Annotated in this window: 16 protein-coding genes and 1 pseudogene; 6 read left to right on the plus strand and 11 right to left on the minus strand. The window is 71.3% G+C overall.

Annotated elements, in window-relative coordinates; translation table 11 throughout:
* The first annotated feature begins 149 nt into the window (after window positions 1-149).
* The 3 genes from acnA (at window position 150) to ETAA1_RS06040 (ending at window position 3923) form a co-directional block, all read left to right on the plus strand.
* Window positions 150-2858: an aconitate hydratase AcnA gene (gene acnA / locus ETAA1_RS06030; protein ID WP_145235233.1), complete on the plus strand. Its 2709-nt coding sequence runs from the start codon at window positions 150-152 to the stop codon at window positions 2856-2858.
* A gap of 101 nt (window positions 2859-2959) precedes the next feature.
* On the plus strand, window positions 2960-3439 hold the full coding sequence (locus ETAA1_RS06035) for a hypothetical protein (protein WP_145235235.1): 480 nt from the start codon (window positions 2960-2962) through the stop codon (window positions 3437-3439).
* 13 nt (window positions 3440-3452) lie between these two features.
* Entirely contained in the window at window positions 3453-3923 is a 471-nt protein-coding gene (locus ETAA1_RS06040; protein WP_145235237.1) for a hypothetical protein, read from the plus strand.
* A gap of 6 nt (window positions 3924-3929) precedes the next feature.
* Here the strand turns inward: ETAA1_RS06040 and ETAA1_RS06045 are convergent, their stop codons facing one another.
* On the minus strand, window positions 3930-5249 hold the full coding sequence (locus tag ETAA1_RS06045; protein WP_145235239.1) for an excinuclease ABC subunit UvrC: 1320 nt from the start codon (window positions 5247-5249) through the stop codon (window positions 3930-3932).
* Between the two features lie 215 nt (window positions 5250-5464).
* Here ETAA1_RS06045 and ETAA1_RS06050 point away from each other — a divergent pair, with 215 nt between their 5' ends.
* Window positions 5465-7312 (plus strand): hypothetical protein, encoded by a 1848-nt coding sequence (locus tag ETAA1_RS06050; RefSeq protein ID WP_145235241.1) that lies wholly within the window; start codon window positions 5465-5467, stop codon window positions 7310-7312.
* Between the two features lie 510 nt (window positions 7313-7822).
* Window positions 7823-8038 (plus strand): hypothetical protein, encoded by a 216-nt coding sequence (locus ETAA1_RS06055; RefSeq protein WP_202920692.1) that lies wholly within the window; start codon window positions 7823-7825, stop codon window positions 8036-8038.
* A gap of 44 nt (window positions 8039-8082) precedes the next feature.
* Here the strand turns inward: ETAA1_RS06055 and ETAA1_RS32760 are convergent, their stop codons facing one another.
* Entirely contained in the window at window positions 8083-9786 is a 1704-nt protein-coding gene (locus tag ETAA1_RS32760; protein ID WP_145235243.1) for a DUF1559 family PulG-like putative transporter, read from the minus strand.
* 132 nt (window positions 9787-9918) lie between these two features.
* Entirely contained in the window at window positions 9919-11499 is a 1581-nt protein-coding gene (locus tag ETAA1_RS06065) for a DUF1559 family PulG-like putative transporter (RefSeq protein ID WP_145235245.1), read from the minus strand.
* Between the two features lie 302 nt (window positions 11500-11801).
* Here ETAA1_RS06065 and ETAA1_RS31540 point away from each other — a divergent pair, with 302 nt between their 5' ends.
* A complete protein-coding gene (locus ETAA1_RS31540; protein WP_202920693.1) occupies window positions 11802-12632 on the plus strand; it encodes a hypothetical protein in 831 nt (276 codons plus the stop codon).
* A 332-nt stretch (window positions 12633-12964) separates the two neighbouring features.
* Here ETAA1_RS31540 and ETAA1_RS31545 read toward each other — a convergent pair whose 3' ends face one another.
* From ETAA1_RS31545 to ETAA1_RS06105, 8 genes and pseudogenes are all read right to left on the minus strand, one after another.
* On the minus strand, window positions 12965-13912 hold the full coding sequence (locus tag ETAA1_RS31545; RefSeq protein ID WP_202920694.1) for a hypothetical protein: 948 nt from the start codon (window positions 13910-13912) through the stop codon (window positions 12965-12967).
* Window positions 13893-14363: a cupin domain-containing protein gene (locus tag ETAA1_RS06075; protein WP_145235247.1), complete on the minus strand. Its 471-nt coding sequence runs from the start codon at window positions 14361-14363 to the stop codon at window positions 13893-13895. Before ETAA1_RS06075 ends, ETAA1_RS31545 begins: the two co-directional genes overlap by 20 nt.
* A 52-nt stretch (window positions 14364-14415) precedes the next feature.
* Window positions 14416-14739 carry a carboxymuconolactone decarboxylase family protein gene (locus tag ETAA1_RS06080; RefSeq protein ID WP_145235249.1) on the minus strand — a complete coding sequence of 108 codons (324 nt, stop codon included), beginning with the start codon at window positions 14737-14739 and terminating at the stop codon, window positions 14416-14418.
* A gap of 828 nt (window positions 14740-15567) precedes the next feature.
* Window positions 15568-16770, minus strand: a pseudogene (locus tag ETAA1_RS32765) (deiodinase family protein); the annotation flags it as partial.
* Window positions 16767-17333 (minus strand): carboxymuconolactone decarboxylase family protein, encoded by a 567-nt coding sequence (locus ETAA1_RS06090; RefSeq protein ID WP_145235252.1) that lies wholly within the window; start codon window positions 17331-17333, stop codon window positions 16767-16769. The pseudogene ETAA1_RS32765 and the gene ETAA1_RS06090, both read right to left, overlap by 4 nt.
* Before the next feature lie 3 nt (window positions 17334-17336).
* Window positions 17337-17714: a hypothetical protein gene (locus tag ETAA1_RS06095; RefSeq protein ID WP_145235254.1), complete on the minus strand. Its 378-nt coding sequence runs from the start codon at window positions 17712-17714 to the stop codon at window positions 17337-17339.
* Window positions 17704-18636 (minus strand): DUF1559 domain-containing protein, encoded by a 933-nt coding sequence (locus ETAA1_RS06100; RefSeq protein ID WP_145235256.1) that lies wholly within the window; start codon window positions 18634-18636, stop codon window positions 17704-17706. Before ETAA1_RS06100 ends, ETAA1_RS06095 begins: the two co-directional genes overlap by 11 nt.
* A gap of 124 nt (window positions 18637-18760) precedes the next feature.
* Window positions 18761-19129: a hypothetical protein gene (locus tag ETAA1_RS06105; RefSeq protein WP_145235258.1), complete on the minus strand. Its 369-nt coding sequence runs from the start codon at window positions 19127-19129 to the stop codon at window positions 18761-18763.
* Window positions 19130-19142: the final 13 nt, after the last annotated feature.

Here is a 19142-nt window from a genome sequence, read left to right on the forward strand (position 1 = left end):
GGGGAAAGTGTACTTGCTGCGCGAATGACGAATGACGAATGACGAATGACGACAGCAGCGGTTCGTCATTCGTCATTCGTCATTCGGCGGCCGGTTGCCGCACCCGCCGCGCCCTTCAACAATACCCCCATCAGACCCCCAGGTGACCCATGCCGAACAGCTTCGGAACCCTGTCCACCCTCCCGGTGGGCGGGAAGGCGTACTCCGTCCACCGCCTCGCCGTCCTGGAGCAGGTTCACCCGCAAGCCAAGAAGCTGCCGTTCTCCCTCAAGGTGCTCCTCGAAAACCTCCTCCGCAACGAGAACGGCCTGTCCGTCCGCAAGGCCGACATCGAAGCCCTCGCGCTGTGGCAGCCGAAGGCGGAGCCGACCACGGAAATCGCGTACACCCCCGCCCACGTGCTGATGCAGGACTTCACCGGCGTGCCCTGCGTCGTCGACCTTGCCGCTATGCGCGACGCGATGAAGGCCCTCGGCGGCGACCCGGCCCGCATCAACCCGCTGGTGCCGGTCGAACTCGTCATCGACCACTCGGTACAGGTGGACGACAGCGGCAACCCGCAGGCGTTCGCCAACAACACGCACCTGGAGTACGAGCGGAACCAGGAACGCTACCAGTTCCTCCGCTGGGGCCAGAACGCCTTCCGGAACTTCAAGGTGGTGCCGCCCGAGACCGGCATCGTGCACCAGGTCAACCTCGAATACCTGGCCCGCTGTGTGTTCGTGGACGAGCACGGAGCCGCCTACCCCGACACCCTCGTCGGCACCGACAGCCACACCACGATGATCAACGGCCTCGGCGTCCTCGGCTGGGGCGTCGGCGGCATCGAGGCCGAGGCGGCGATGCTCGGCCAGCCGGTGAGCATGTTGATCCCGCAGGTGATCGGCTTCAAGCTGCACGGCCACCTGAAGGAAGGGGCGACCGCCACCGACCTGGTGCTCACCGTCACGCAGATGCTTCGCAAGAAGGGCGTCGTGGGGAAGTTCGTCGAGTTCTACGGCCCCGGGCTGGCGCTGCTGCCGCTCGCCGACCGCGCCACCATCGCCAACATGGCCCCCGAGTACGGCGCCACCTGCGGCATCTTCCCCGTGGACGCCGAGACGCTGAAGTTTCTCCGCGCCACCGGCCGGCCCGAGGAACTGGTGGTGCTCGCCGAGGCGTACTACCGCGACCAGGGGATGTTCCACGACGCCGCGACCCCCGAGGCGGACTACACCGACACGCTCGAACTCGACCTGGGCACGGTCGAGCCGAGCCTCGCGGGGCCGACGCGGCCGCAGGACCGGGTGGCGCTCAAGGACGTGAAGAAGTCGTTCGCCGAGGCGCTGCCGAAGCTCAAGGCCGTGAAGAAGCCGATCCCCGCGCTGCCGATGACCGGGCCCGCCGTGTCTGACCCAGTGGACGTGCCCGGCGGCGTACTCAAGGACGGCTCGGTCGTCATCGCCGCCATCACCAGTTGCACGAACACGTCGAACCCGTCGGTGATGATGGCGGCCGGCGTGCTGGCGAAGAAGGCGGTCGCCCGCGGGCTCGTCAGCCAGCCGTGGGTGAAGACGAGCCTCGCCCCCGGCTCGAAGGTCGTCACCGACTACCTCACGAACGCCGGCGTGCTGCCGGACCTGGAGAAGCTGCGGTTCCACGTCGTCGGCTACGGCTGCACCACGTGCATCGGCAACAGCGGCCCGCTGCCCGACACGGTGAGCGAGGAGATCCGCGTCGAGCAACTGGTGGTGTCGGCGGTGCTCAGCGGCAACCGCAACTTCGAGGGGCGCGTCCACCCCGAGGTGCGGGCCAACTACCTCGCCTCGCCGCCGCTGGTCGTAGCCTACGCCCTCGCCGGCCGCATCGACATCGACTGGGACACGGAGCCGGTCGGCACCGGGTCCGACGGCCTGCCGGTGTTCCTCCGCGACATCTGGCCGACGCACGAGGAAGTGCAGACGGCCATCGCCGGGGCCATCCACCAGGACTCGTTCAGCCGCATCTACGGCTCCGTCTTCGAAGGCGACGCGAACTGGAAGGCGCTGAGCGTGCCGAGCGGCAACATGTTCCAGTGGGACGCGGCCAGCACGTACATCGCCAACCCGCCGTACTTCGTCGGCATGACGGCGACGCCGCCGCCCGTGAACGAGATCACCGGGGCGCGGGTGCTGGCGCTGCTCGGCGATAGCATCACGACCGACCACATCTCGCCGGCCGGGAGCATCAAGAAGGACTCGCCGGCGGGGAAGTACCTGATCGAGCGCGGGGTGACGCCGAAGGACTTCAACCAGTACGGCGCCCGCCGCGGCCACCACGACGTGATGGTCCGCGGCACGTTCGCCAACGTGCGGCTCAAGAACCAGCTCGTGCCCGGCGTCGAGGGCGGCTTCACCCGGCACCTGCCGGACGGCGAGCATACGACGATCTTCGAGGCGTCGACGGCGTACCAGGCCGCGGGCGTGCCGCTGCTGGTGATCGGCGGCAAGGAGTACGGCTCGGGGTCGAGCCGCGACTGGGCGGCGAAGGGGACGAACCTCTTGGGCGTGAAGGCGGTGCTGGCCGAGAGTTACGAACGCATCCACCGCAGCAACCTCGTCGGCATGGGGGTGCTGCCGCTGCAGTTCCGGACGGGCGAGAGCGCGGCGTCGCTGGGGCTGACGGGCGAGGAGATTTACGACATCAAGGGGCTGGTGGACGGCCTGAAGGTGAACTTCGCCGGCGCCGCGAAGGAGCTGGCGGTCCACGCCGTGCGGGCGGACGGGACGCGGGTCGAGTTCTACGCCGTGTGCCGGATCGACACGCCGCAGGAGGTGCTGTACTACCTGCACGGCGGCATCCTGCCGTACGTGCTGCGGCAGCTGCTGGCGACGCGGTAGAGTCCCCCCCGGTCTGGTGGGACCGGCGTCCTGCCGGTCGGCGCGCCCGGCCCGGCGGGACGCCGGTCCCACCAAACCCGGGCGTCGCCCAGGTGCCTGCCATGCTGATGTACTTCGACCGGTTCGCCCGTGACCTCGACCGCATGGACATGGACGGGTTCGCCTGTCTACTCCTGGTGGTCGGGTTCATCCTGTGGGTCGGCCTGCTGGCGACGATCACCCGGGTGCTCGGCAAGGTCAGCCCCGAGAACCGGCGGATGGAGCCGGGCGAGGTGTGGGTGAACCTCATCCCCGTGGTCAACCTGGTGTGGCCGGTCGTGACCGTGGAGCGCGTCGGCGAGTCGATCCGCGCCGAGCTGGCGTCCCGCGGGCTGGTTCGGAAGAAGGACGCCTTCGGCAAGACGTCCGGCATCATCGCGCTGGTGCTGCTCGGCGTGTTCTTCGTGCTCGCCCCGGCGGCGATCGTCACCTTCCCGTTCGCGTTCCTGTACGGGATCGTGTACTGGGTGCAGCTGAACGGCTACGCCAAGCGGATGCGCGAGGGGCCGCGCGAGCCGGTCGTGGTCGACGAGGGCTGGTGACGCGGGGGCTCCCGTGGACGGCGACGACCTGCTGTTCCTGTTCTTCTTCGTGTTCGTCGTCGGCTTCGCCGTCGGCCTGGTGCTGCTGTTCCGCTTCCTCTCGGCGCTGCAGCGGGCGCTGCGCCGCGTCCACCCCGACCTCCGGCGGATGGAGCCGGGGCAGGTGTGGCTCAACTTCATCCCGGTGTTCAACGTCGTGTGGGCGCCGGTGACCGTGGTGCTGGTCGCCGAGTCGCTGCGGAACGAGTACCGCGCCCGGGGCCTCGACGCCCCCGACGCGGACTACGGCCGGACCTCCGGGCTCACGCTGCTGACGCTGCTGGCGACGGGGTGCCTGTTCTACCCGGCGTTCCTCACGTACCCGGTGGCGCTGGTGGTGTGGGGGCGCTACTGGTTCGTGGTGAATCGGTACGCCCGGGAACTCCGATCGGGCGAGGGGCGCGAGCGGCCGGCGGCCGCCGTACTCGTGGACGAGGGGTGGTGAGCCGGCTCACTCCCCCGTCAGCCGCTTGCGGCGCAGCATGTGGTGGTAGTGCTGCGCGAACCGGTGCGCCTCGTCCCGCACGTACTGTAGCAGCCGCAGCGCCGCCGAGTGCCGGCTCAGCTTGATCGACTCCGCCTCCCCCGGCCGGAAGATTTCCTCCTCCTGCTTCGCCAGCGAGATCACGCACGGCGGCTCCACCCCCAGCGCCTGGAACGACGCGACCGCGGCGTTGAGCTGCCCCTTGCCGCCGTCGATGAGGAGGATGTCGGGGAACGATTCGTCCTCGTCGCTGAGGCGGCGGAAGCGGCGCGTCACCACCTCGCGCATGGAGGCGAAGTCGTCCACGCCCTCGACGCTCTTGATCTTGAAGCGGCGATACCCGGCCTTGAACGGCAGCCCGTCCAGGAAGCTCACGAGTGACGCGACCGTGTCGGTGCCGCTGATGTGGGCGATGTCCATCCCCTCGATCGTCCGCGGCGTCTTCGCCAGACCCAGCACCTTGCGCAGGCCGACGAGCCCCTTCTTGGGGTCGATCGGGAACACCTCGGGCTGCACGTCCTTGTCCACGTCGCCGCGCAACTCCAGCTTCTGAAGCGACGCGATCTCGTCGCGCAGCCGCTTCGCCTTCTCGAAGTTGAAGTCCGCGGCGGCGCCCTCCATCTCCTTCGTCATGCGGCGGACCAGCCGGCCCTTCTTCCCCTCCAGCACGAGGATCAGCTTCTTCACTTGCCGCCGGTACTCGTCGCGGCTGACGCGGAAGTTGCAGGGGGCCGTACACTGGCGGATGCTGTGGAGCAGGCACGGGCGGAACCAGCGCCAGCGGTCGTCGCCGCTCTTGATGTTCAGCGTGCAGGTTCGGAACTGGAACACGCGCTGGAGCACCTGCACCGCCTGCCGCAGGGCGCCGGCGCTCGTGAACGGGCCGTACAGCCGCACGCCCTTCCGCCGCGGGGTGCGGGTGATCTCGACGCGCGGGTACTCCTCGCGGGTGCGGATTTGCAGGTACGGAAACGTCTTGTCGTCCCGCAGGTCCTTGTTGAACCGCGGCTTCAAGTCCTTCACCATCCGCGCCTCGGTCAGCAGCGCGGCGATCTCGTCCTCGGTCGTGATGTAGTCCACGTCGGCGACGAGGCCGACCCAGTCCTTCACCCGCGGGTCGGTCTTGGCCTGCGCGAGGAAGTACGACCCGGCCCGGCTGCGCAGATTCTTCGCCTTGCCGACGTAGATGACGGTGCCGGCGGCGTCCTTCATCAGGTACACGCCGGGGGCGGCGGGGAAGGTGCGGACCTTTTCGGCGGGCGTCGGCGCGGCGGCTGGCTCGTCCATGGCGGCGGTTCCGGCGGGGTGGGCAAGCCCATTGTAAGCGGGCCCGCCCGGAGAAGCCGCACACCCGTTCAGGTCGTGGCGGCGCAGCTTGCCCCGCTTCGCCAACCGATCCCGCCCGCACGACCGGCGTTTTCCTCATCCCCGGCGCATCCGGCAGCCGATCTTATCAGAGACGACCCGCCACGGGGTCGGGCCAGTCGATTGCCGGGGGTGCGATGATCCGCCGCGTCCGCCATGCCGCCGGGGTCGGCCTGCTGCTACTCGCCGCCGACCCGGCGCTGGCGCAGACCGACCCGCCGCCGGCGCCGCCGCGCGACCCGATCGACCGCCTCCTCGAACCGAGCCGCCCCACGCCCGCGGCCGCCACCGAGCCGCCGCCGCCGGTGACCGAGAAGGCGCCCGCGCTGCCGACGATCGGCTTCGCCGGCCCGAGCGGCATCGTCCCGCGGTCGGGGTGGAACGAAGAGTACGAGACGATGGAGGACCGGTGGCGCATCGGGTTCCCCGAGTGGGACCGGTACGGCCTCGGCTACCCCCAGGTGTTCGACTACCCGTACCGGCCCGGCCGCTGGTTCGACCCGTACAACCAGAACGTGCTGAAGGGCGACTACCCGATCCTCGGGCAGCACGTCTTCCTGAACATGACCGGCACCGCCGTCCACCTGTTCGAAGGCCGCTCGCTGCCGACCGCGACCACGCCGTTCGAGAGCACCGCCCGCGAGGGGACGCGCGACTTCTTCGGCCGCCCCGGGCAGTTCATCCACAACGAGCTGTACACCCTCTCCTTCGACCTGTTCCGCGGCGACGCCGCCTTCAAGCCGGTGGACTGGCGCGTCAAGCTGACCCCGGCGTTCAACGTGAACGTGGTCAGCGTGCAGGAGCTGGCGGTGATCTCGCCGGACGTGCGCGACGGCACCATCCGCAACCGCACGTGGGGCGCCTTGCAGGAGTGGTTCGCCGAGTACAAGATCGCCGACCTGAGCGAGCAGTACGACTTCGTCAGCGTCCGGGCCGGGTCGCAGCCGTTCGTGTCCGACTTCCGCGGCTTCATCTTCAGCGACACGAACCGCGGCGTCCGCGTGTTCGGGAACTACGACGGCAACCGCACGCAGTACAACCTGGCGTACTTCCGGCAGCAGGAGAAGGACACGAACAGCGGCCTCAACACGTTCGAGGACCGCAACCAGAACATCGCCATCGCCAACGTCTACCGGCAGGACTTCCTGTTCCCCGGGTACACGGCGCAGGCCAGCTTCCATTACAACAACGACGGCCCCGACGTGCAGTTCGACCGCAACCGGTTCCTGGTGCGCCCCGACCCCGTCGGCGTGTTCCAGCCGCACCGCGTCGAGGCGTACTACATGGGCCTCGCCGGCGACGGTCACGTCGGGCGCTACAACATCTCGCACGCCGCGTACTGGGTGGTCGGCCGCGACAGCAGGAACCCGCTCGCCGGCGCCCCGCAGAGCATCTCGGCGGCGATGGGGGCGATCGAGCTGAGCTACGACCGCGACTGGGCGCGGTTCCGCGTCAGCGGCTTCTACGCCAGCGGCGACGGCAACCCGAACAACGGCCGGGCCACCGGCTTCGACGGCATCATCGACCAGACGAACTTCGGCGGCGAGTTCAGCTTCTTCCGCCGCAACCGCATCCCGCTGTTCGGCGTCGGCCTGACCAACGACCAGAGCCTGTACACGAACCTGCGGTCGAGCCGGCTTCAGGGGCAGAGCAACTTCGTGAACCCCGGCCTGTGGCTCTTGAACACCGGCGTGGACTTCGACATCACGCCGCGGTTCCGGCTGGTGAACAACGCCAACTACATGCTGTACGACAAGACGGCGACGCTGGAGACGTTCACGTTCCAGAGCGAGATCGACCGCGACATCGGGTTCGACCTGTCGAGTGGGTTCGAGTGGCGGCCGCGGCTGAACAACAACGCGATCGTGCTGGGCGGGCTGTCGATGTTCCTGCCGGGGGGCGGCTTCCGCCAGCTGTACAACAAGCAGAACGACCGCGTGGACCCGCTGCTCAGCGCCTTCGCCGAGGTGGTGCTGCAGTACTGATTCGGACCGCGATTCTTGTTTCCGGCCGGGGTGGGTCGATTCCCGGAACCATGTCACCGACTCATAAAAAAGTCGGTTCGGACGAGCCGTAAGGCGCGGGCCGAACCGAAACCCTGACCCAGTCACGTCTTGGCGAGCGGCGCGGCGTTAACCCGCCGGTGGAGACACTATCGCCATCGGCGGCGTCACCCGGCGCCGGAAGCGGAAGCGCCCGCGGCTCGACTCACCGGAACTGCGGCTGCGCGGCCGCCGGGCGCTGTGCCCGCGGGTCGAGGACATCGCCCCGCTCATGCTGAGCCTGGCGTGAAGTCGGCCCGGAGCGTTGTGGGATGTGACACGCCTTCCGAAAACCGCCTATCACCCGGCGAGCCGGGAGCGTGAGCGACCGGAGTGCGTGATCCGTCTGGGACGCGAAGGCGCGAGTTCGGGGTACGTCTCCGATCGCTCACGCTCCCGGCTCGTCGGGTGGAAGCATGCTCTCGGAAGGCGGATGACTTCGGAATTTTACCCATGACACCCCCACACCTGCCGCTGGCCGAGGTCACCCGCCGGGCGATCGCCCTCCTTTACCGGGAACTCGGGCCGGCCGCCGCGGCCCGGTTCATGGGCCAGTTCACCGACGGCTCCGGCGACTACACGGCCGAACGAGTCGATCAGTTCGCCGGCCGCACCGTCGTCGAGCTGGCCGCCGACATCCGCGATACAGCCGCCCCGAAAACGCAATAAGCCCGGGGGCGGTCGCCCCCGGGCTTCGCGCTTCCCGCCTCAGCCTACGGCCGGATCACCTCACCGCCGTTGCGGGTGAAGTACGCCCGCAGGTCGGCGTCGCTCAGCCCCGCCCGGTTGATCCACCGCACCGACCCGTCGCCGAACAGCGCGCTGAACTGGCCCGGCCGGCCCGGCGTGTCGAACCGCGGGATCGCGCCCTTCTCGGGGATCAGCAGGTCGTCCGGCTTCATCCACGCCACCGGGTCGCCGCTCTCCACCACCATGATCGTGTTCGACAGCCCGTCCGTGAACCCCGCGAAGTTCAGCGACTTCACCGCCGGGTCGAACGCCATCCCCTTACCCTTCACGCCGCGGTAGTGGCTCACCCCGTAGCCGCCCTCCACCTGCACGTTCGTGGCGTTCGGGCTCATGAACACCTTCATCTGCGTCATCGCCAGCTGCTTGTTCGCCGGCGAGTCCCACGCCTCGTCGCGCTTCACCTGGTTGTACACCGCCTGCTGCTCCAGGTACGGCAACAGCTCGACGCGCCAGCTCAGGATCGCCTTGCCCGTCTTGTCCTTGATGTCGGCCGGGAACTTGCCGTTCGCGTCGTGGTAGTTGTGGATCGCCAGGCCGATCTGCTTCAGGTTGTTCGAGCTGCTCGCCCGGCCGGCCGCCTCGCGCACCTTCTGCACCGCCGGCAGCGCGAACCCCAGGCCGATCGCGCTCGCGGCGCCAATTCCGGTGAACTCCTTCGGCACCGTCACCGTCACGGCCAGGTCGTTGCCGGTGCGGGTGACGAGCTTCGGGTCGGCGAGGAAGTCGTCGGCCCGGCCGATGGCGCCGAGCGCGAACGTGGCGCCGATCACCTCGGGCAGCTCCTCGGCCTTGCGGGGCAGCTCGGCGTCGGGGTCGTTTAGCTTCTTCTCCATCTCGACCTTGGCCTTCGCCAGCTCGGAGCGGCCGAGCTTCACCAGGTCCTTCACCGCGGTCTGGGCGGCGTCGGCGGCGGCGGCGTCCTTGTACCCGGCCTTCACGCTGATCACGGCGTCCTTCCCCAGGTCGAGGGTGACGACGACGGTCTCGGCCTTGAGGATCGGCTCGACGCCCGGCGGCAGGTCGCCGAACGCGCCCGGGGGGATGGGGAGCGCGGCCACGTTCGCCGCGGCCACGACCGCCTTGCCGGACGCGGCGAGCTTCAGGGCCGGGGCCAGCGCCCCCGCCTTCGCCACCGGCCGCGACAGGTACTCGGTCATCGCCTCCTTCTCGGCGATCACGACGGTCTGGTTGTCGGGCATGTACAGGGCCACGTTGTCGCCGCCGGGCGACGTGTAGATCGTCTTGCCGCCGGACTTGCGGGCGCGGCCGTTCGGCAGGTACGTCTTGGCCACGTCGGCCGGGTTGAACGGCGCCGAGAAGCTGACGATGCCGACCGGCTGCGGCCCCTTCTCGGCGCTCATGAACACGAACCCGGTGGCGCGGGCGAGGCTGGTCGGGGCGGGGACGAACTGCTTGTCCAGGTCGGCGATGGCCTTCGCCCCGGCCCGCTCGAACGTCTTGCGGAGCTCGGCGAACACGTCGCTCTTCCAGACGTCCGCGGCGCGGACGTGGACGAACCCGGCGGCGTCGGCCGGGACGAGGGCCAGCTCCGGGGCGGCGCCGGCCGGCTGCGCCGCCGCCTCGGGCGTGGGGCTGAGGGCGCACGCCGCGGCGGCGAGTACGGCGGCCACGGCCGCGGTGCGCCGGGCCAGGCGGGGGAGTGTCATGGGGGAGTCTCCAGAACGTTAGGCCGGGGCGCGAGCCCCCGTAGGGTCGAGGCAGCACCGGAGCTCGCGCCCCGGCCTAACAACCGAACAACCGTCGAAGGGGAGCCGAAGACAACTCGTGGGGCGCCTCCGTCAGAAGTCGTTGTCGTTGATGACTTCGCCGCCGGAGCGGGTGATGAGCGCCGCCAGCGTGCGTCGGTCGATCGTCTTCCGCAGCGCCCGCACCGACCCGTCGCCGATCACGGCGTGCGCCACGTCGGGGAAGTAGCCGAGCTTCGCGGTCATGTCGGCGGCCGGGTCGAAGGCCATGTCGTCGGGCTTGGTCCACGGCACGGGCGTGGCCGCGGTGGCGACCAGGAGCGTGTTCGAGGTGCCGTCGGTGAAGTCGATCAGCCGCGGCCCCTTGAGCACGTCGAACGCCGCGCCCTTGCCGACGAACGCCTGGTAGTGCGTCTCCGTGGCCTTGGCCTTGGTGGCGAACTGCTGCGGCAGGGCGAAGACGCGCGGCATCTTGTCCAGCAGCTTCTTGTTGGTCGGGCCGTCCCACGCCTCGTCGAGCTTGAACTGGTTGTACAACTGCTGGTGCTCGATGTACGGGAGGATGAGCACGCGCCAGCTGAGCAGCGGGCGGCCGGCGCGGTCCACCACGGCCGCGGGGGGCAGGCTCCCCAGCGTGTCGTGGTAGTTGTGCATGGCCAGGCCGATCTGCTTGAGGTTGTTGAACGACTCGGCGCGGGCGGCGGCCTCGCGCAACTTCACCGTCGCCTCGGCCGCCGCCTGCGCGACCGGCAGGTCAGCGGGGACGGCCACGCGGGCGCGGGTCTCGGTCGCGGTGGTGGTGACCTTCGCGTCCTTCAGCCCGCCCTTGATGGCGTTGACGATGGCGGTCGTGTTCTTCATCGCCGGGTCGGCGAGCTCCCGGGCGGGCATCTGGTTCAGCCCCTCGCGGGCCAGGCCGAGCAGCACGCCGAGCGCCTTCTCGGCGTCGGCCGCCTTCGCCGCCGTCTTGCTCTTCACCCGCACCTCCAGCGACAGCTCCTTGCCCATGCCGAGGAACGCGGCCGCGGCGTCGGCGTGGAACAGCGGGCGGAACGCCTGCACGTCCGGCGGCAGGTCGGTGCCGCGGATCTCGGGCGGCAGGTTGGCCTGCGTCAGGCCGGCGGCCACGAGGTGGGTGCCGGTCGCGGCCTCGCGCAGGTAGGGCGTCAGCGGGCCGGTCTCGGCGACGGGGCGCGGGGCGGAATAGCTCTCGTCCAGCCCGCCGGTCAGAAAGATCGCCGTGGTGGCGTCCTTCGGCACGAGGCGGACGGGCGCGTCGGGCGGCAGGTTCTTGGCGAGGCCGTTCTGGAGCGCGGCCTTGTCGTAGGGCGCCTTGAAGGTGAGGACGACGCCGGCGGACATCAGGTCGGCGGGGCCGGTGACCTTCGGCCAGAACACCGTCACCGTCTTGAGCTGGTCGGGGGCGACGCCGAAGAGTGCCTTGGCCTTCGCGGTCAGCTCGCCGGCCTCCTTCGGGGCGGCCTTGCGGGCGGCCTCGCCGACGGGGCCGGCCCACAGGGCGGCCCCGTCGGCGTGGACGAAGACGGCGGCGTCGGCGGGGACGTACCGCAGCGGCGAGCCGGCCGGCAGCGGCTGCGCGGCGGCGGGGAGCAGCAGAAACCCGGCGGCGAGGGCCGCGGCGGGGAGGGCGAGCCGGACGGCGGTGCGCGGCATGGGGACCCCTCGGGGGCGGGCGACGGACGGGGATTCGCCGGGGGCGGACGAGAATTTCGGCGGCGGCGCCAACCCCGGCCGCCCCGGGGCGTTGTACGGATGACGCCCGGCCCGGGGTGACGTTTCACCGGTCGGTGCAATCACTACCCCCGGCCCCCGGGGCCGGAACCCGTCGCTATTACCGGGTCGGCCGGCGGCTCCGCGGTTGTATCCGCCCGTGGAGTGGGTACCCTGGATAATACGGACTGCCCCGCCCGCCGGGCCGGCTCCGTACCGCGCACCGCGCACCGCCAAGGACTCCCATGTTCCGTTCGCTCCACCGGCCGTTCGGCTACCTGGCCCTCGGGCTCGGGTTGGCGTCGGTCCTGCCGCTGACCGGGCTCGTCAGCCCGTCGGCGGCCCGCGCCCAGAACAACGGCAACTTCCGCGGTTCGTTCCTGGGATACCAGGCGCCCGGCGCGCTGCGGCCGAACGGCAACAGCCAACAAAACATCCTCGGCAACCAGGGCGGCGGTCAGAACCAGGGCGGCGGTCAGATCCAGGGCGGCGGCGGCGGTCAGATCGGCGGGTTCGGCGGCGGCGGTGGCGGTCAGATCGGCGGGTTCGGCGGCGGCGGTGGCGGTCAGATCGGCGGGTTCGGCGGCGGCGGCGGGCAGATCGGCGGGTTCGGCGGCGGCGGCGGCGGCGGCGGCGGGTTCGGCGGCGGCGGCCAGATCGCCGGCGGCGGCGGGCTCGGCCTCGCCGGCGGCGGCATTCGTCAGTTCCCGACCATCTCCGGCGGCTACCTCGGCAACGGCGGCGGCCTCGGCGGTGGTGGCGGCGGCGGGTTCGGCGGCGGCGGTTTCGGCGGCGGCGGCCAGATCGGCGGTTTCGGCGGCGGCGGCCAGATCGGCGGTTTCGGCGGCGGCGGCCAGATCGGCGGTTTCGGCGGCGGCGGCCAGATCGGCGGTTTCGGCGGCGGCGGTCAGATCGGCGGCTTCGGCGGCGGCGGTCAGATCGGCGGTTTCGGCGGCGGTCAGATCGGCGGTTTCGGCGGCGGCGGCCAGATCGGCGGTTTCGGCGGCGGCGGCCAGATCGGCGGCTTCGGCGGCGGCGGCGGCAAGATCGGCTTCGGCGGCGAGTACGGGATCTGACCAACTGTGACGCGGGAACGCGAACGCCCGGGGTGAACCCCCGGGCGTTTGCATTCCCACGTCGGCTCGCGCCTCCAACCGCAGGCCGGTGAGCCGGACCACTGCGGTCAGTTCGTTGGTCAGCACCCCCGGTGACGCCGGGTGAGATGCCGCCGTCGGTTGTGACCCCTTGGCCGGCGCAACCCCTCTCACCGTCTCCCGGGGACGAAACCTCGCCCGGCCGACATCACTGCCGCCAAATACTCTGTTGCACCCGCCCAAAAATTGGTTAACCTTGAAATTACGGATCGGTCCGCTCGTTCGGACAACATCCCCCTCGCTCCGTAACGAGGTCACCCATGTTTCGCTCTCTCCACCGGCCGTTCGGCTACCTGGCCCTCGGGCTCGGGTTGGCGTCGGTCCTGCCGCTGACCGGGCTCGTCAGCCCGTCGGCGGCCCGCGCCCAGAACAACGGCAACTTCCGCGGTTCGTTCCTGGGATACCAGGCGCCCGGCGCGCTGCGGCCGAACGGCAACAGCCAACAAAACTTCCTCGGCAACCAGGGCGGCGGCCAGAACCAGGGCGGCGGCCAGAACCAGGGCGGGTTCGGCGGCGGCGGCGGCCAGATCGGCGGGTTCGGCGGCGGCGGTGGCCAGATCGGCGGGTTCGGCGGCGGCGGTGGCCAGATCGGCGGGTTCGGTGGTGGTGGTCAGATCGGCGGCTTCGGCGGTGGCGGGCAGATCGGCGGGTTCGGCGGCGGCGGTTTCGGCGGCGGCGGCCAGATCGCCGGTGGCGGCGGGCTCGGCCTCGCCGGCGGCGGCATTCGTCAGTTCCCGACCATCTCCGGCGGCTACCTCGGCAACGGCGGCGGCCTCGGCGGTGGTGGAGGCGGCGGCTTCGGGGGCGGTGGTTTCGGCGGCGGCCAGATCGGTGGCTTCGGCGGCGGCGGTTTCGGCGGCCAGATCGGCGGTTTCGGCGGCGGCCAGATCGGCGGTTTCGGCGGCCAGATCGGCGGTTTCGGCGGCGGCGGCCAGATCGGCGGTTTCGGCGGCCAGATCGGCGGTTTCGGCGGCGGCGGCCAGATCGGCGGTTTCGGCGGCCAGATCGGTGGCTTCGGCGGCGGCGGCCAGATCGGCGGTTTCGGCGGCCAGATCGGTGGCTTCGGCGGCGGCGGCGGCAAGATCGGCTTCGGCGGCGAGTACGGGATCTGACCCGCCGCGAGCCTGAGAAACGACAACGCCCGGGGCGATCCCCCGGGCGTTCTTCGTTTCCGGACCGCGGTCAGCCGTGGCCCGGCACAAGGATCGTCAGCCCGTAGCGCGGGGCGGCCGCCAGTAGCCGGGCGATCTCGTCCGGTGCCGGGGGCGGTGCGGTCGTGGCCCCGTCCGGCAGTGGCACGCCGACCTCGAAGAACATGTCTTCCACTCCCGCGGGTGCCACCGAGATGAGCATCCGCGCCGGCCGGTCGCCCTCGTTCTTGAAGGCGTGCGGAGTCCCGGGCAGGGCGTTGATAAACGCCCCCGGCCCGGCGACCGTCCGCTCCCCGGCCACGGTGAACGTGACCTCGCCCTCCAGGATGTAGAACCCCTCTGCCTCGCGGGAGTGGACGTGGGGCGGCGGCCCCCCGCCGGGCGACACCCACGCCTCCCACAGGGCGTAGCGGCCGCCGGTGTCGGCCCCGGTCGCCAGGAACCGGTACACGTCGCCGACGACGGCGACGGTGCGCCCCGCGGCGGGCTGGGGTGTGGTCATACGTCAGGGCTCCGGGGGCGCGGCGACTGCCCCGCCGCGGGGCGCGGGGAGTTTACTTCTTCGGCGCCGGGGTGAACACGTTGTCGCGCTCCAGCGGCAGCTGGAAGGCGTCGGCCACCCGCGTCATGTAGTTGCACCAGCACACGTACCACGTCAGGTCGGCGGCCCGCGCGGCGCCGAACACCCGCACCAGCTCCGCCCGGTCGGCAGCGCTAAACGCCGCCGGCTCGCGGCTCAGCTTGTAGGCCAGCCCCAGCGCCGCGCGCTCGGCCGGCGGGAAGTCCGACCAGTCGCCCGTCGCCAGCCGCCGCACCCGGGCGGCCACCTCGTCCTGCTTCAAGCCCGCGACCGCGAGCAGCATTTCGCTGTGGCCCATTCAGTAGAAGCAGTCGTTGGTCCGCGTCACCACCCAGAACATCGTGTTGGTGAAGACGCGGTCCACCTTCGACTCCTCGTAGAACGCCCCCAGGCAGGCGAACCACGCCCGCGTCATCCCCGGCTGGTAGCCGCTGCTCACCGTGTTCCACAGGATCGTTTCCGCCTGCATCTTCTCGCGGCCGGTGAGCCCTTCGAACCGCTCCTTCCCCGGCAGCGGGATGCGCAGGGTGCGCGCCTTCTGCGCCGCCAGGGCCGAGCCGAGCGCGTCGGCGCCGCCCTTCGACCACGCCGGGCTGATCCGCGGGCCGGCGTGCGCCGCGGCCTTCACGTCGTCCCACGGCGGCCGCGCGGGCGAACTCGGCGCGGCCAGCAGTGCCGGGTCGACGGCCACCGGCAGCGGCGGGTCGGCCCGCGGCTCGGTGCCGAGGCCGCACACGATGCGGTTGTGGAAGTTGCAGTAGGCGACGGTGTGGACCAGCGCCGTCGTCCGCTCCGGGCCGTACTGCTTCAGCACCGCGGCGAACTCGGCGTCGGTGATGGCGTGCCCTTCGAGCGACAGCTTGCGGGCGAACGCCACCGCCGGCGCGTCCGCGCCGGGCTCGGCGGTCACGCCCATGCGCGCCAGGTCGCCCGTCGCGGTGGCGACGCCGTACTTGCTGCCGAGGGCGGCGGCGCAGGCCAGGCGCACCCGCGCGGCGAGGACGTTCCCCAGCGGGTTGTCGGCCCGGTGGAGGTAGTCCAGCTCCAGCATCTTCGCCGTGGTCTTCGGCATCGGCCCGGCCAGCTGCGCGGCCCAGCCCGGGAGCGGGAGGTGGTCCAGCGCGCCGCGCACGTCCTTCGGCGGCGCCGCCTCGAGCAGCGCCATGCACAGCGCCTGCTCCATCTCGCCGGCCTTGAACCCGAACGGCCCGCGGCCGCTCTGGAAGCCCACCTTCCCCTTGGTGTCGATGACGTAGAACCGCGCCGGCATGCCGCTGTAGAGGTTCCCCGCGGTGTCGGCGATGTCGTCCACCAGCACCTTCATCCCCGGCTTCAGCTTCGCCTGGAACTGCTCGCACACCCGGCCGCGCTCCGCGGTCGTGGTCGGCTGCTTGACGGCGACGCCGACGCGGGTGTTCGACTCCATCTTCCAGCCGTCGAGCGGGTGCGCCTCGCGGACGTACACCATCACGAACGTGGCCTTGTCCTTGTAGCGCTCGCGCAGCGCGTCCGCCTCGGGGAAGATGGCGCGGAACGGGCCGCACGTGAAGTTGCCGAACACCAGCACCACCGGCTTCGGCCCCACCAGCTTCGACAGCGTTACCGTGTCGGCGCCGTCGGCCGTCTTCAGGGTGAAGTCGGGGGCCGCGTCGCCGACCGCCGGGCCTTCCTGGAGCGAGCCGACTTCGCTGCCGTACAGCCCCTTCACGAGCATCGGGATGCTCGGCCCGTCGCCGGGCATGAACGCGCCGCCGGGGCCGGCCGACAGCAGCGCCGCGCGGAAGTCGTCGGGCGTGAAGGCGTCCTTGCCGCCGGTCGCGCGCTTGAGGAAGGCGTCAAAATCCTCGCGGGACAGCTTGGAGTCGCCGTCCGCGTCCATGCGGCGGAACAGGCGGTTGACCATGCCCGTCTGCTGGACGTAGGGGTTGCGGTCGGACCAGTCGAGGTCGAACGGCGTGACCGCGCCGTCGCCGTCGCGGTCGAGGCGGGCGAACAGCTCGGGCGGGCCGGCGAACCTGGCACGCGGCAGCGCCTGGGCGTCCGGCGGCAGGTCGTGCTTCGCGGCGAGCCACTTCCAGGTGTAGCGGCTCCTGGCGGGGCCGAACCAGCCCTCGCCCGGCCCCATCTGCGACCCCTTGAGGATCGCCAGGAGCATCTTCACCGCCTCGGGCTTGCGCTTGTCGTCGTACTCCTTCTCGATCTCCGCGGCGGTCGCGGCGGCGGCCTTCGCGTCGGCGTACTTGGCGGGGTCGAGCTTCGGCAGCACCACCGGCGGGTCGGCGGCACCGGCGACGCCGGCCAACAGGAGCAGGGTCAGGGTCGCTCTCATGGCGTGCCTCCGGGGGCGGGGGTGCGGAACTGGCTGCCGTAGCCCTTCGTGGCGATGCGGGCGCCGATCTCGTCGTACACGGCGGGGTCGGCGGGGGCGACGGTGGCGAGGCCGTCGACGTAGCGGTTGAACATCGAGAACATGGCGGCGATCAGCACCGTGTCGTGGATCGCCCGGTCGTCGGCGCCGGCGTCGCGGGCGCGCCGCACGTCGTCGGCGGTGACGAGCCGGCCGTCGCGCCGCACCTTCGCGGCGATGGCCAGCAGCGCCCGCATCTCGTCGTCCAGGTCGGCCGCGGCGGGGTCGGCGAGGACGGCGTCCACGAGGGCGGCGCGGGGGCCGTACAGGTGGCGGGCGGCGGCCGCGTGCGAGTTGCAGCAGAACTCGCACTCGTTGCCGCGCGACACGAACGCGGCGATGAGTTCGCGCTCGGCGGCGGTGAGCGTCGAGGGGCCGTGCATGACGGCGTTGGCCAGGTCGTTCAGCGGCCGCTCGGACGCCCGGAAGGCGGCGAGGAGGCCGATGATCCCCGGCTGGCCGCCGGGCAGGCTGACGTGCGGCATCGGCTACTCCATCGCGCGGAAGACGGTCAGCTTCGGGTCGGTGCCGACGACGTAGCTCACCGTCTTCTTCACCGGCGAGCCCTGCGGCGGGCGGACGGTCAACTGCACCTTCACGCGCAGGTTCGCGTCCTCCGCCTTGCCGTCGTCGAGGACGGCGTAGTCGTCCAGCTTCGCGCCGGCCATCCAGTCGAAGTCCTGGGCCACGATCGGCGGGCTGGCCTCGGCCAGCGAGCCGATCGGCCGGCCGGCCTTCCAGGCGTCGAGCGCCGTGCGGAGCGCGGCGCGGGCCGTGTCCGGCACCACCGGCGCGGCCACCGGCGGCCCGACGGAGCAGCCGGCGAGGAGCAGCGCGGCGAGGGCCGCGAGGCGGTTAGTTGTCACTCGCCACCTCCCCGCCGTTGCGGCTGCCGAGCGCCCGCCACGTCGTCAGGTCGATCGCGTTCCTGGCGAACCGCACGGTGCCGTCGCCGTACAGCACGTTCACCCCGCCGGTGTGCCGGCTGCTCGGCGGCATGGTGGACTTGCCGACGACGAAGAACCCGCACGACCGGCCGTTCGGCGGCGAGATGTGCTGGTAGCGGTGCTGGTGGCTCATCCACGGGGCGCCCATGAACAGCGGGAACTGGTTCGCCAGGTTGCTCGTGTCCACGCCCTGGCACGTGTTGTAAGCGGCGACCGCGTCGGCCGGGTCGGACGGGTTGAAGAACACGTCCTCCACCGGGCTGATGATGGCGTTGCTGCCGTCGGCCAGCAGCCGCTCGCTGAAGAAGGCGGTGTTGCTGGTGCCGTCGATCACGTCGGCGAAGCGGGAGAAGTAGTTCACGTAGAACGGCCCGTTCGCCAGCTGCGGCTGGGGGATGACGAACGGCGTCATCGAGCCGGTGTTGGCCAGGTAGTTCGTGGCCCCGCCGAGCGCCGGCATCGGGTTCTCGCGGTCGGACGGGCAGCGGAACCCGGGGAGCACGGTGTTCCGCGCGGCGTCGTTGGCCGGGTCGTTGATCGGCAGGTTGAAGTTGATGAGCCGGTAGACGTTGTCCTGCTCCATCTGCGGCAGGATTTGCGTGAGCACCGAGAACACCCCGGATGGGTTCGGGGCGATGGGCAGCCCGCCGTTCGGGAAGCGGTTGTTGGCGTCGTGGAAGCTGTGGACGGCGAGGCCGATCTGCTTCAGGTTGTTCTGGCACTTGGCGCGGGCGGCGGCCTCGCGGACCTTCTGCACGGCCGGGAGGAGCAGGCCGATCAGGATGGCGATGATGGCGATGACGACCAGCAGTTCGATGAGCGTGAAGGCGCGGCGGGACATGGTCCCCTCCGACGGAGCGACGGACGGCGGTGGACGGCCCGCACCCCGCGCGTCGGGGTGGGACCGATGGAATGAGTTCGGGGCACCCCGCGGAGGGGCGCGGGCCGACGGCGCGGGAGCGCGGTCAGCCGGCGCGCGGCGGGTGGAACACGCCGACGGAAGGGCCGTCGGGGCAGGCGTCGGAGGTGGGGGGCGGGAAGGGCGACCCGGCCGCAGCCGGCGGGTCGAGGGCGCCGAGGGTCACGGCGTCTTTCGGGCTGCCGATCGTCGGCGGGGCGACCGGGGCGATCGGGGCACGGGTGGGGGCGCCGTGACACCCCGGCCCGTGGCACGGCTCCGGCGCGGCCGGGTGGTCGGTGGCTTCGGTGCCGTCGCGGACGACGACGTAGTCGCCGCACCCGGCCGCCGCGGCGGCCGGGGTGGAGGCGACGGCGGCGGCGGCCAGCACGGCCGCCGCCCAGCCGCGGACCGATTGCAGCAGGGGGCGCAACATCGAATCTTGGAAG

Source organism: Urbifossiella limnaea (assembly GCF_007747215.1).
Lineage (GTDB): Bacteria > Planctomycetota > Planctomycetia > Gemmatales > Gemmataceae > Urbifossiella > Urbifossiella limnaea.